Raw genomic sequence first — 11,763 nt, 5'->3', positions numbered from 1 at the left:
CAGCAGGGCGTCGAGAATACCGTCGCTGATCTGATCAGCGATCTTGTCCGGGTGGCCTTCCGTGACCGACTCGGACGTGAACAGGCGGCGTGCCATGGGGGCTCCGGTTTCTGCGGGTCGCGGTGGTGCACGAAGTGTGATCACTGCGGTCCGGTGCGCCGATGCGCCGGCACGCGTCAGGGATTCGTTCGTCGCGTTGCCCACGCGGGATGCCGGGCCGCGAGGGGTCGGCCCGCCATGGGGTGGTCACCGCGGGGGCAACGCGACGTCACCTGTCGTCGCGGGTCAGCTCCGCTGCCACTTGGGCAACAGCACGCTGACCAAGGCGATCGCCAGGGCCACTCCGACCGCCAGGCCGAACACCAGTTCGTACCCGGAAGCCAGAGCCTCGGGGGAGGAACTCTCACCGTTGTGCGTGGCGGCGCGAGCGGCGGCCGCAGTCGCGAACACCGCCAGCGCCACCGATCCGCCGACCTGGCTGGCCGTGTTGGCCAGACCACCGACGATGCCGGCGTCGCGCGGCTCGACGTCGGCGGTCGCCGACGCCATCAGCGTCGGGAAGACCAGACCGATGCCGATCGCCACGAGCAGTGTCGGGCCCAGGACGCTCGTCATGAAGTGGCTGCCGACGCCCGCCTGCGAGAGCCAGGCGAACCCGGCCACGAAGCACGCGCACCCGGCCAGCACCAGCAGGCGTACGCCGGTCTTCGGCAGCCAGCCGGCGGCGAACCGCGCGACCACCACGAACATGACCGCGGCCGGGGTCTGTCCCAGCCCGGCGTCGAGCGCGCTGTAGCCCAGCACGTTCTGCATGAAGAGCGAGGTGAAGAACCACATCGCGATGGCGATGCCACCGAACAGGAAGAGCATCGCGTTGCTGACGGCCACACTGCGGTTGCTGAACAGCCGCAGCGGCATCATCGGGGCCGTGGCGAACCGCTTCTCCACCACCAGGAAGATCGCCAGCAGGAGGGCGCCGGCCACGACCGGGACGAGCACCCGCGCGGACCCCCACGCGTGGTCGGCGGTCTGCATGACGCCGTAGATCAGTGCCGCCAGCCCGGCCGTACCGGTGATCGCACCGGCCAGATCCAGCGCCTCGCGGCGGCCGGGCCGCGCGGTCAGCGACGACATCGCCACCGCGATCAGCAACGCCCCGATCGGCACGTTGATCAGGAACACCCACCGCCAGGACAGCCCGGTCGTCAGCACACCGCCGGCAACCGCACCGACCATGCCGCCGACGCCACCGGCAGCGGACCACGCGCCGAACGCCCGGGCGCGCTGCGCCCCCTCCGAGAAGCAGGTGTTGATCACGGCGAGGGTGGCCGGGGCCAGCATCGCGCCACCCAGCCCCTGCGCGGTGCGGGCGGCGACCAGCATCTCCGCGCTGGTCGCCAGGCCCGCGACCAGGCTGGCCAGCGAGAACAGGGCGAGCCCGGACACCAGCATGCGGCGGTGACCGAACAGGTCGGCCGCGCGGCCGCCCAGCAGCATGAAACCGGCGAACGCCAGGACGTAGCCGTTCACCACCCAGGCCAGGCCGGTATCGGTGAACCCGAGATCTCGCTGCACCGCCGGCAGCGCGACGTTGACGATCGACACGTCGAGAATGACCATGAACTGGCAGGCGCACGCCAGTGCGAGAACCAGCCAGGTCGGGCCGGTGTACGGCTTGACCGCCCGGCTGTCGGCACGGGTACTCGTCATCACTTCCTCCGCTTCATCGGACCGTGCCTCAGGCACTCTGGGCAGCGCCCGCGACGAGGGGAGCGCCCTTCAGCCGGAGGGCGAAGCCGGCCAGCCGCTGACCCTGGTAGCGGGCAGCATCGAGGGCCGCGGCGTCGGCGCCGGCGCCCCCGGTCGCGACGGTGCCGTAGGGGTTGCCACCGGCGGCGTACACCGAGGCGTCGGTGAAGCCGGGCGGCACGATCACCGCGCCCCAGTGGTAGAAGACGTTGCCCAGGGCGAGGATCGTGGCCTCGCTGCCGCCGTGCCGGTTGTAGGCCGAGGTGAACGCGGTCACCGGCTTGTCGGCCAGGACTCCTTCGCGCCACAGGCCGCCGGCCTGATCGATGAACTGCTTGAGCTGTGCGGCCGGCGTCCCGAACCGGGTCGGCGTGCCGAACGCGTACGCGTCGGCCCAGGCCAGGTCGTCGAGCTGGGCCACCGGCACCGAGCTGGTGGCGTCGAGATGCTGACGCCACTGCGGATTCTGGTCGATGGCCTCCGCGGGGGCCAGCTCGGCGGCCCGGCGCAGCCGCACCTCGGCCCCGGCCGAGGTGGCGCCCTCGGCGACGGCCTCAGCGAGGGCGTGCACCGTGCCCGTCGAGCTGTAGTAAAAAACCGCGACCTTCACCGTCATGTCGACTCCTCGGGACTGTGTAGCATTGCTTATGCGCGTAATGGTTACGCGCATAATCTTATGCGCGTAACGAACGCTGTTGTCAAGGAGGGGCCATGGATCCCGAGTACGCCGACGCCCTCAACCAGGGAATCCGCCTGCTCAGCCTGCGCCACCGGGCCCGGGCGGCGCAGCTGCTGGCCCCGCTCGGCCTGCACGCCGGCCAGGAGGCCGTGCTGCTCGAGCTCGACCGGACCGGCCCGCTGATCCAGGCGCAGCTCAGCGAGGCGCTGGGCTGCGAGCCACCCAGCGTCACGCTGATGACTCGCAAGCTGGAGGCCTCCGGCCACATCCGGCGCAGCCCCGACCCGGCCGACAAGCGCGCCACCGTCGTAGCGCTGACCGACAGCGGCAAGGCGCTGGCCGACCGGATCCGGGTGCTTTGGGTCACCCTCGCGGAGGAGACGGTCCGTGACCTGCCGGCCGCGATGCTGCGGCAGCTGCCCGGCATCCTGCACACCATGTCCACGAACGTCGATGGCAGATCGTCTGCCTAGTCGATACCCGCCGCGCGGCGGACACCGCATCCCCTATTTACGCGATGTCAGGGAGCACCGACGAAGGGCACACGCCCCACCGCCCGCCTGGAATCACGGGTTGGCCCGATGTTCGCATCCCTGGACGGCGCGAGAATCGGTGTGGTCGGTCCCAGGTCCGCAAGGACGCCTCACCATCGTGCCGGGACGACCGGCGCCGCATCAGATGCTCAGCGCCACCAGCAGCACCCGCTCCGGCCCGCGTCCGCAGGATGGCGCGCGCCCGTCACCGCGACGCGGTTCCGGGCGTCCGGCCGGGGCGGCAGTCGCAGGTTCGATCAGACGGGGAAACCATGCTGGCTAATGTCCGGGAAAAACAGGATCTCCTCCACGAGCTCGCCGCCCTGCTCGAGTCGCCGACCGAGCACATCGGGGCGATAGTGGTGCAGGGCGCCGAGGGCGTCGGCAAAAGTCACCTGCTCGGCGCCGCCCTGGGGCAGGCTCGCGAGCGCGGCTGCCACACGGCGGGCCCGGTCGACGGGCGGGACATCGCAGTCCTGCACGCCGCCACCGCCCTGCCCGAGCCGCTCGCCGGCCACCCGCTGCCACCGGACGACGGCGTGCCGATCGTCATCGGCGTCGACGACTCGCACCTGGCCGATCCCGCACGACTGCGCCTGGACATGCGCTGGCTGGCCAAGAACCGCCCAGCCCCGTGCGTGTGGGTGCTGACCACCCGCCCGGACTGCTTGTCACCGGCCGCTGTGGCAGCCGGAAAGGTGGTCCACGTCACCCTGGGTGACCTCCCCGAGCCGGGCGTGGCGGCGCTGGTGACCGAGGTGCTCGGGGCGCCCCCCTGCCCCGACCTTCTCTCCTTCGTCGCCCAGGCCAACGGTCACCCGCGGCTGATCATCGAGTTGGTCACCGGCCTGCGGGACGAGGGAGCGCTGGGCAACGCCGGCGGGTATGTCCGCCTCCTCCACCCCCGGATCCCGCAACAGGTCGTCCTCGGGGTGCGGAACAGGATCTGCACGCTGTCGCCACGGTGCCGGCAGATGATCCACGTGGCGGCGGCGCTCAACCGGCAGTTCAGCCTGACGACCGTCGCGGAGATGATGAACGAGCCGGTCGCGCAGCTGCTGCCCCTGCTGGACGAGGCCACCGACGCCGGTCTGGTGGTCAGCGACGGCGTCGAGCCCGAGTTCCGCAGCACCATGCTCTGGCAGCTGATCCGCGCCTCCCTGCCCGCCAACCTGCGAACCGCCCTGCACCAGCAGGCCGCCGGCCGGCCGTTGACGCCTGTCGCGCGCCCGAATCCGGTCCTCGCAAGGCTCGGCGAGAAGGAACGGACGATCGCGCAGCTCGCCGCCGAAGGCATGACCAACCAGCAGATCGCCCACCGGGTGTTCCTCTCCCCGCACACGGTCAACTACCACATGCGCCGCATCTTCCGGAAACTCGCGGTGACCTCCCGGATCGAGCTGGCCCGGCTGGTCGCGGCGTCGCACACCTCGTGAACTAGACCCCGAGGGTGGCACCGCCGTCGACACACATGTCGTGCATGGTGATGTGACCGGCCCGGTCGGAGACGAGGAAGGCCACCGCCTCCGCGACGTCCTCCGGCCGGGCGACCTTGCGCAGCGGGATGCCGGCCCGGTACGAGGCGAGCGAGCCGTCGATGGTCGCCGACCGGTCGCTGTCGGTCCTCCACATGCCGCGCAGCATCGGTGTGTCGGTCGAGCCGGGCGACACCACGTTGCAGCGGATGCCGAACTCGGCCAGCTCCAGGCCCAGGCACTTGGTGAAAGCGGTGGCGGCCGCCTTCGACGACGCGTAGGCGGCCATCCCCACCCGGGGCACGAACGCCGCGTTGGAGCTGACCGTGACGATCGTCCCGGCCCGGCGCTCCTTCATGCGGCGAGCCACCGTACGCGACACCGTGAAAACCCCGTGCGTGTTGACGGTGAACGCCCGCGCCCAGTCCTCGTCGCTGAGCTCCAGGATGGCGCCCATCGGCAGCACGCCGGCAACGTTGACGAGGATGCCGACCGGCCCCAGCTGCTCCTCGACCCGCTCCACCGCGCCGGCCACCGCGCCGGCGTCGGCCACGTCGGCCGGGAACGCCGCGCAGACGCCGTCGATCCGGTCGACGACCGTGGTGAGGGCCTCGGCGTTGCGGTCGACCAGGGCCACCTGGGCCCCCCGGCCGGCCAGCTCGCAGGCCACCGCACGGCCGATGCCCTGGGCCGCGCCGGTGACGATCGCGGTCTTTCCTTCGACTCCGCTGTGCTGCATGGTGTGGTCTCCTCTGTGCTCAGCGGCCGGTCAGGGCGCGACGGCCGTCGTCGGGTCGTAGGCCCACAGCCAGTCCTGTCCGGACAGGTCTGCCCTGCCGCCCAGTTCGGCGTCACGCCGGCGCTGCTCGTCGCCGTCGGGCAGGTGCAGCGTGCGGGTGTTGCCGCGGGAGCGCTGCTGCACTTCCGCGGTCCGTGGCGCCCGGATGTCCTGGTACCGGCGCAGCGCCGCGGCCACGTCACCGGTCGACCGGGCGAGGCACTCGGCGAGCACCACCGCGTCCTCCACGGCCTGATTGGCGCCCTGGGCCAGGAACGGCAGCATCGGGTGGGCCGCGTCGCCGGCCAGGGTCAGCCGGTCGGTGCTCCAGCGCTCGATCGTGTCCCGGTCGTGCAGCGCCCAGCGGCGCACCGTACCGGCGGCCGACAGCAGCCCCAGGACCTGGGGATGCCAGTGCCGGTACGCCCGTACCATGTGCTCCGCCTGACCCGCGGCCGTCCAGGACTCCAGGTCCCAGCCGTCGGCCGGGGTGGTGGCACCGAAGCTGATCCAGGCGCCGCCGGACACCGGGTAGGACACGCAGTGCTGGTCCGGGCCCAGCCACAGCCGCACCTTGGGATCCTCGGCCAGCTCGGGCACCTTGTCGGCCGGCACCAGGCCCCGGTAGATGGTCTGGCCCGAGAACCGGGGCCGGTCCCGGACCAGCCGCTCCCGCGTCACGGAATGGATGCCGTCCGCGCCGACGACCACCTCCGGCTTGGTCGTGAACCCGTCGGCGAACGTCAGCTCGGCCCGATCCGGCCACTCGGCCAGGCCGGTGAGCCGGGAGTCCAGCCGCACGGTGCCGGACGGCAGCGCACCGATCAGGCAGCGGTGCAGATCGGCCCGGTGCACGGTCAGGTACGGGGCGCCGTACCGCTGCTCGCATCCGGCCAGCGCCGTCGACATGATCAGTTCGCCGTCGTCCCACCGTCGCATCTCGATCGCGGCGGGGCGCACCGCCACCTCGTCGAGCACGTCGCCGAGACCCAGCCGGCGCAGTTGCCGCACGGCGTTGGGCGCGAGTTGCAGTCCGGCGCCGACCTCGGTCAGCTCCGGCGCCTGCTCGTACACCTGGCTGGTCAGCCCGGCCCGGCGCAGCGCCACGGCCGTGGTCAGACCGGAGATGCCGGCGCCGATGATCGCGATGTGCATCGCGTCGTCCTTCCGCTCAGTAGTACAACAAGGCCTTGTCCCAGTCCTCGTCGGCGCCGAACAGGCCGCGCGGCTTCACGACGTCGTGGACACCGGTCAGGACGCTCCCGGGCACGAGGGTGCCGACCGGCACACCGGCGACGTCGACCGGGATGTCGTACGCCGAGCGGACCGCCTCGCTCAGCGCCGCGCAGGCGGCCGTACGGTGCTCGTCGGGCACCTCGATCTGCAACCGGAGCACGTCCGGGTCCGCCCGGCCCCGCCAGAACAGCACCTCGTGCTCGATCGGGAGCCCGAACACCAGTTCCTCCACCCGGTTCTGGGTGACCTTCGTGCCGGCGACCGGATATCCGAACGCCGAGCGGCCCAGCACGCGGACCGTCGGCAGCGCCCAGCCGCACTCGCATTCGGCGTCGGAGACCTCGACGTTGTCCTCGAGGTTGTACCGCAGCAGCGGCATCGCCTGCCGGAACAGCGGGGTCACCACCAGCTGGCCGGTGCCGGTGGCAGAGGTGCGGCCGGTGTCCGGGTCGAGCACCTCGAAGACGGCGCGGTCGGACCACAGGTGCATCCGCCCGCCGGGGCACTCGCCGGCGAGGCTGCCGGTCTCGGTCGAGCCGTACTCCTCGATCACCGGTACGCCCCAGATCTCGGTGATCCGGGCGCGCCGGGCGTCGCTCAGCGGCTCGCCGCCGACGAACAACGCCCGCAGCGCCGGGAAATCCTTGCCCGGCCGGTGTCCCGCGGCCCGGGCAGCCGCCGCCCACAACAGCGTCTCGGTCGGCATCGACCAGGTCAGGGTCACCTCGAGGTCGTGCAGCACGCGCACCACCCGGGAGTACGGCATGGCCAGCGACCGGTTGTCACCCGGCACGACCGTGGCGCCGTGCAGCCGGGCGGCGGCATGCGCCAGGTGGCCGGTGATCATCAGCGCGTACGGCGTACGGACGAGGAACGTGTCGGACGCGCCGATGCCGATCCACTTGCGGGCGTACCGCTCGGCGAGGTCCACCCAGTCCTCGGCGGTGTAGTAGGACGGGGTCGGCTGCCCGGCCGTCCCGCTCGACTCGTGATAGGTGGCCAGCTCGGCCCGGTCGACCGCGAGCAGCCCGAACGGGTACTGGTCGCGCAGGTCCTGTTTGGTGGTCAGGGGCAGCTTCGCCAGGTCGGCGCGGTCCCGCGGGGTGGCGTCGCCCAGCCGCGACCGGTAGAAGGGCGAGGCCGCCGCCCAGCGCAGCGTCGTCGGCAGTTGCGCGTCCTGGATGGCGCGCAGTTGCTCTTCGGTCTTCCAGTCGCCGAGCTGCGGCAGGGTCATGGCGTCTCCAGCAGATTGATGGCGTTTGTCCAGCCGGTCATCTCCCACTCCCGGGGGCCGACTCCGGCCGCCCGGTACTTGGCCAGCTCCACATCCGGGTGCTGCAGCGGGAACTCCGAGCCGAAGAGCACCCGGTGCGCGCCGAGCGTGTCGATCGCGTCGCGCAGGACCCCGCTGTAGCCGCCGGACGTCTCGAACCAGATGGTGGGCACCGGGGCTATCAGGTCGACGGCGTGGTAGTCGATGTTGCCGACGCCGCTGTGGCCGAGCACGAAGCGCACCCCGGGATGCTCCCGTGCCAACGACACCAGGTCGGCCACCTCGCAGCCGGGGCGGGTGATGCAGACGACGTACACCGGGTGCCGCAACCGTTCCGCGACCGCCACCAGGCCGGCGGTCCGCGGATCGGTCAGGGGCACCCCGTGCACCGCCGGCGAGATCTCCAACCCTCGGAACCGCGGACCGCTGTCGGCGTACTCAGCGGCCGGCCGGTGCGGGTTGGCGAACCAGAACGGCACCAGCCGGCCGCCGGACGCCGTGGCGGCGGCCAGCACCGCCTCGTTGTCAGCGTCGGTCTCGACATGGCCGCCCTCGACCAGTTGCCGGGAGAGCCGGCGCAGGTCGATGGTGCCACCCGCGGCGACCGCCGCCCGATCGATCTTGCACTCGTCCAGGGTCGAGAGCAGCCGGTCCACCGCACCGGGCCGGGGCGCCAGCCGCACGTGGAAGTCGAACACCGGCATCCGGGGTCACTGCTCCCGGCAGAACTCGTTGATCGGGTAGCCGACGTGCCGGTCCTCCAGCGGCAGGTAACCCAGCACCCGGTCGCCCGGCTTCAGCTCGGTGCTGTTGAGCACCGCCGCACCGGGACCCAGCACCCGGACGTGCCAGTCGTCCTGCAGGATCAGGTTGACGGTCGTGCCGTTCGGCGCGACCGCGTCGACCGACAGCAGCGGCCGGGACTCGATCTTCACCCGGCCGACCGTGACCACCCGGGTGTTGCCCTTCACGTCGACCGCGAGCACCTTGCTGCCGGCCCGCAGCTCGCTCAGGTAGTTCGTCCGGCCGTTGGTGGACAACGTGTACGACATGATGGCGCCCGCGTTGACCCGGAACGGCCGGGTGGGCATGTACGGCAGCGGATGGGTCTCGCTCACGCACAGCACCATGCCCTTGGAGTGCGAGCCGACCAGGATGCCCTCGTCCTCGTTGAAGTAGGTGCAGGTGTCCACGCAGGCCCGCTCGCCCATGCCGACGTGGCTGATCGCGGTGACCTCGAGCTCGGTCAGCTCCAGGTCCTCCGGCTGGTACTGGGCGGCCTCCTTCAGGTCGGTGGCGTCGCCGACCCGCTGCGGTGCCAGCATCACACCGTCGGAGCCGTGCTCCAGGACGCCGAAGATGATCCCGGCCTCCTCCACGTCGCCGGCCACCGTGATGATGCTGCCGGTGGCCCCCGCCGCCGCGGCGATCACGATCTCCAGCGGGATCTTGGTCGGGTCGCGGAACAGCAGCAGGCTCCACCGCTCGGTGCGCGCCGCCTGACAGGCCAGCTCCAGCGTGGCCGCGTCGCGGATCTCGACGAACCGGCCGAGCTGCACGTCCGGGTAGCGGGCGGCCAGTTCGGCGGTCTGCCCGTGCACCGCCTCGTCCACGATCAGCACGTCCACGCCGGGCAGGTCGTCGGGGAGTTCCCCGGCGCCCGGGAACAGCACCTTGGTGATGGTGGGCGGCAGGCCCTCGAACACCTCCGGATCGGCCGCGACGAGGCCGTCGATGCGCTGGTGCACCGCTTCCTCGATGATCGCGGAACGGGCGCTGCCCAGCGCACGGGCGTCGAGCCAGCAGAGCTTCATGGGTGTCACCTTTCGGTCGTGGCACCGGCCGGGCGGGAGCCGGCCCGGCCGTGGATGAGAGCCGACATCCGCTTGGTCAGCAGGGCGGGGTCGTCGGCTTGGAAGACGTTGCGGCCCATGGCCACGCCGGCGGACCCGGCGCGCATCACCTCGGCCACGTACTCGAGCACGTCGGCGTGGTTGTCACGGCGCGGACCGCCGGCCACGATCACCGGGACCGGCGCGCTGCCGGTGATCTCGCTCATGGTGTCCGGCGATCCGGTGTAGACGGTCTTGACGATGTCCGCGCCGAGGTCGGCGGCGAGCGTCACGGCGTGCGCGATCAGCACCGGGTCCCGCGGGTCGGCGATCCGCGGGCCACGCGGATACATCATCGCCAGCAGCGGCACGTTCCACCGGTCGCAGGCGTCGGAGACGGCGGCCAGGTCGGCGACCTGCCTCGCCTCCTCGTGGGAACCCAGGTTGACGTGCACGCTGACCGCGTCGGCGCCCAGCCGCAGCGCCTCCTCGACGCTCGCGACCAGGTATTTCGCGTCCGGGTCAGCGGCGTGCACGGTGCTCGCCGAGAGGTGGACGATCAGCGACGTCTCGGCGAACCAGCGGTGGTCGACATAACGCAGCGCACCCTTGTGCAGTACCACCCCGTCGACGCCGTTACCGGCGAGCCTGCCGATCAGGCCGTCCACACCGTTGCCGCCGGTGACCGGACCGTCGGTGACCGAGTGGTCCAGTGGCACGATCAGCAGACGGCCGTAGTCGTGCCGGAACAACCGATTCAGGCGTACCTGCCGCGCGAAGGCGGCGTTGGTGACCACATCCCACTCCTCGTCCGTTGTCAGGGGGAAGCCGTCGACGCGTCAGCATCGAGCGCGAACTCCTCGTGCATCAGTGCCACGGCAGCCGGCCCGCAGGCCAGCGGCACCGTCACCGACGTACGCAGCTGCGAGGTGAACAGCCAGCTGGTGGCGATCCCGGCGGCGGCCAGCGCGCGCAGCAGCCGTGCGGTGTACTGCGGCCGGCTCAGCAGTCCGACGCCGACCAGCGACACCTTCGCCACGTCGGGGTCGACGATCACCGTGCCGCCGACCTCCTCCGCCCGGTCACGCAGCGCGGGCAACACCCGGTCGAGATCGCTGTGCCGCATGGTGAAGCCCATCCGGAACTCGGTCTCCGCCGAGCCGGACCGCGCCACCAGGTCCAGCGGCGCGTTGAGCTCGGCGAGCACGGTCAGCAGGTCCGCCGCCAGGTCGCGGCGCGGCCCGTCCGACCGGATCAGCACCCGCACCACGTCCAGGTCGTGGGTGACCGCCGTGACGCCGTGGCCCTCCAGCTCGGTGCCGTCGGCCCGGCTTGTCACCGGAGTGCCCTCGCCGTCGGTGAGCGAGCTGCGCACCCGGAGGTCGACCTCGTGCGCGGCGGCCAGCTCCGCGGCCCGCGCGTGCAGCACCTTGGCGCCGGCGAAGGCCATCTCGACCATCATCTCGGCGGGCACCCCGGGCAGCACGGCGGCGTCGGCCACCACGCGCGGGTCGGCGTCGTAGACGCCGTCGACGTCGGTGTAGATCTCACAGCTGGTCGCGTCCAGGGCGGCGGCCAGCGCCACCGCAGTGGTGTCCGAGCCGCCGCGGCCCAGCGTGACCAGGTCCCCGTCGGCGTTGCTGCCCTGGAAACCGGCCACCACCACGACCTTTCCCTCGCGGAGATGGGCCCGGACCCGCTTGGTGTCGATGCCGGCGATGAGGCCGGCGCCGGCCGGGCCGGTCACCGCGATGCCGGCCTGCGGACCGGTCAGCGAGACCGCCGGGACGCCGGCGGCGACCAGCGCGGTGGCCATCAGCGCCGCCGAGGCGCATTCGCCGGTGGCCAGCAACTGGTCGGTCTCCCTGGCCGTCGCGGTGCCGCCCAGCTCGGCCGCCTGCCGCAGCAGCGCGTCGGTGGTGTCGCCCTGCGCGGAGACCACCACGACCAGCGAGACGCCGGCGGCGTGCGCGGCGGCGACCGAGGACGCGGCACGCCGGACCCGCGCCACCCCGGCCAGGGAGGTACCGCCGTACTTGCGCACCACAATGTCCATGCCAGTCCTCGAATCCTGGAAAGCCCGGCGGGCGACGGAGATACGAGCGGGCGATCGCCCTGCCATCGACGCTAGTGAGCGACCAGCGGAGAGCGAACTACCCAGGCGGGTAGTCGGTTGGTGGGCCTTGCGGGCCGTGGCGTCGGGCACGC

Annotated in this window: 12 protein-coding genes; 2 read left to right on the top strand and 10 right to left on the bottom strand. The window is 71.9% G+C overall.

Going from position 1 to position 11,763, the window contains the following annotated elements; translation table 11 throughout:
* From ACIBQZ_RS33180 to wrbA, 3 genes are all read right to left on the bottom strand, one after another.
* Positions 1 to 96 (bottom strand): S-adenosylmethionine synthetase N-terminal domain-containing protein (locus tag ACIBQZ_RS33180; protein WP_396092786.1); only part of this gene is annotated, 96 nt, incomplete at its 3' end.
* Positions 97 to 285: 189 nt separating this feature from the next.
* Positions 286 to 1,710: an MFS transporter gene (locus ACIBQZ_RS33175; protein ID WP_396092782.1), complete on the bottom strand. Its 1,425-nt coding sequence runs from the start codon at positions 1,708 to 1,710 to the stop codon at positions 286 to 288.
* Between the two features lie 28 nt (positions 1,711 to 1,738).
* A complete protein-coding gene (gene wrbA, locus ACIBQZ_RS33170; protein WP_396092781.1) occupies positions 1,739 to 2,365 on the bottom strand; it encodes an NAD(P)H:quinone oxidoreductase in 627 nt (208 codons plus the stop codon).
* A 95-nt stretch (positions 2,366 to 2,460) separates the two neighbouring features.
* Between wrbA and ACIBQZ_RS33165 the strand changes: the two genes are divergently transcribed.
* A complete protein-coding gene (locus ACIBQZ_RS33165) occupies positions 2,461 to 2,901 on the top strand; it encodes a MarR family winged helix-turn-helix transcriptional regulator (protein WP_396092780.1) in 441 nt (146 codons plus the stop codon).
* 332 nt (positions 2,902 to 3,233) lie between these two features.
* The gene (locus ACIBQZ_RS33160) at positions 3,234 to 4,397 is read left to right on the top strand and encodes a LuxR C-terminal-related transcriptional regulator (RefSeq protein WP_396092779.1); all 1,164 of its coding nucleotides are present in this window, start codon (positions 3,234 to 3,236) and stop codon (positions 4,395 to 4,397) included.
* Between the two features lies 1 nt (position 4,398).
* Here ACIBQZ_RS33160 and ACIBQZ_RS33155 read toward each other — a convergent pair whose 3' ends face one another.
* From ACIBQZ_RS33155 to ACIBQZ_RS33125, 7 genes are read right to left on the bottom strand one after another with little or no spacing between them, the layout of a single operon-like run.
* Complete coding sequence (locus ACIBQZ_RS33155) at positions 4,399 to 5,175, bottom strand: 2,3-dihydro-2,3-dihydroxybenzoate dehydrogenase (RefSeq protein ID WP_396092778.1); 777 nt, start codon at positions 5,173 to 5,175, stop codon at positions 4,399 to 4,401.
* Positions 5,176 to 5,205: 30 nt separating this feature from the next.
* Positions 5,206 to 6,369, bottom strand: coding sequence for an FAD-dependent monooxygenase (locus ACIBQZ_RS33150; protein ID WP_396092777.1), 1,164 nt, complete (start codon positions 6,367 to 6,369; stop codon positions 5,206 to 5,208).
* 16 nt (positions 6,370 to 6,385) lie between these two features.
* On the bottom strand, positions 6,386 to 7,684 hold the full coding sequence (locus tag ACIBQZ_RS33145; protein WP_396092776.1) for a phenylacetate--CoA ligase family protein: 1,299 nt from the start codon (positions 7,682 to 7,684) through the stop codon (positions 6,386 to 6,388).
* On the bottom strand, positions 7,681 to 8,427 hold the full coding sequence (locus ACIBQZ_RS33140; RefSeq protein WP_396092775.1) for an amidohydrolase family protein: 747 nt from the start codon (positions 8,425 to 8,427) through the stop codon (positions 7,681 to 7,683). Before ACIBQZ_RS33140 ends, ACIBQZ_RS33145 begins: the two co-directional genes overlap by 4 nt.
* A gap of 6 nt (positions 8,428 to 8,433) precedes the next feature.
* Positions 8,434 to 9,537, bottom strand: coding sequence for a 3-dehydroquinate synthase II family protein (locus ACIBQZ_RS33135; protein ID WP_396092774.1), 1,104 nt, complete (start codon positions 9,535 to 9,537; stop codon positions 8,434 to 8,436).
* Between the two features lie 5 nt (positions 9,538 to 9,542).
* Positions 9,543 to 10,352 carry a 2-amino-3,7-dideoxy-D-threo-hept-6-ulosonate synthase gene (locus ACIBQZ_RS33130; protein ID WP_396092773.1) on the bottom strand — a complete coding sequence of 270 codons (810 nt, stop codon included), beginning with the start codon at positions 10,350 to 10,352 and terminating at the stop codon, positions 9,543 to 9,545.
* A gap of 20 nt (positions 10,353 to 10,372) precedes the next feature.
* Positions 10,373 to 11,611, bottom strand: a complete 1,239-nt coding sequence (locus tag ACIBQZ_RS33125; RefSeq protein ID WP_396092772.1) for an aspartate kinase — start codon at positions 11,609 to 11,611, stop codon at positions 10,373 to 10,375.
* Between the last annotated feature and the right edge of the window lie 152 nt (positions 11,612 to 11,763).

The organism is Actinoplanes sp. NPDC049599 (assembly GCF_044465625.1).
In the GTDB taxonomy this organism is placed as follows: Bacteria; Actinomycetota; Actinomycetes; order Mycobacteriales; family Micromonosporaceae; genus Actinoplanes.
The sequence above is the reverse complement of the archived record's forward strand: the minus strand, read 5'-3'. Positions and strand labels throughout refer to the sequence as shown.

Excerpts from the sequence above, each read along its gene's own strand:
- ACIBQZ_RS33125 (WP_396092772.1), bottom strand. The coding sequence starts at position 11,611 with ATGGACATTGTGGTGCGCAAGTACGGCGGTACCTCCCTGGCCGGGGTG.
- ACIBQZ_RS33150 (WP_396092777.1), bottom strand. The coding sequence starts at position 6,369 with ATGCACATCGCGATCATCGGCGCCGGCATCTCCGGTCTGACCACGGCC.
- wrbA (WP_396092781.1), bottom strand. The coding sequence starts at position 2,365 with ATGACGGTGAAGGTCGCGGTTTTTTACTACAGCTCGACGGGCACGGTG.
- ACIBQZ_RS33165 (WP_396092780.1), top strand. The coding sequence starts at position 2,461 with ATGGATCCCGAGTACGCCGACGCCCTCAACCAGGGAATCCGCCTGCTC.
- ACIBQZ_RS33135 (WP_396092774.1), bottom strand. The coding sequence starts at position 9,537 with ATGAAGCTCTGCTGGCTCGACGCCCGTGCGCTGGGCAGCGCCCGTTCC.
- ACIBQZ_RS33140 (WP_396092775.1), bottom strand. The coding sequence starts at position 8,427 with ATGCCGGTGTTCGACTTCCACGTGCGGCTGGCGCCCCGGCCCGGTGCG.
- ACIBQZ_RS33160 (WP_396092779.1), top strand. The coding sequence starts at position 3,234 with ATGCTGGCTAATGTCCGGGAAAAACAGGATCTCCTCCACGAGCTCGCC.
- ACIBQZ_RS33175 (WP_396092782.1), bottom strand. The coding sequence starts at position 1,710 with ATGACGAGTACCCGTGCCGACAGCCGGGCGGTCAAGCCGTACACCGGC.
- ACIBQZ_RS33145 (WP_396092776.1), bottom strand. The coding sequence starts at position 7,684 with ATGACCCTGCCGCAGCTCGGCGACTGGAAGACCGAAGAGCAACTGCGC.
- ACIBQZ_RS33155 (WP_396092778.1), bottom strand. The coding sequence starts at position 5,175 with ATGCAGCACAGCGGAGTCGAAGGAAAGACCGCGATCGTCACCGGCGCG.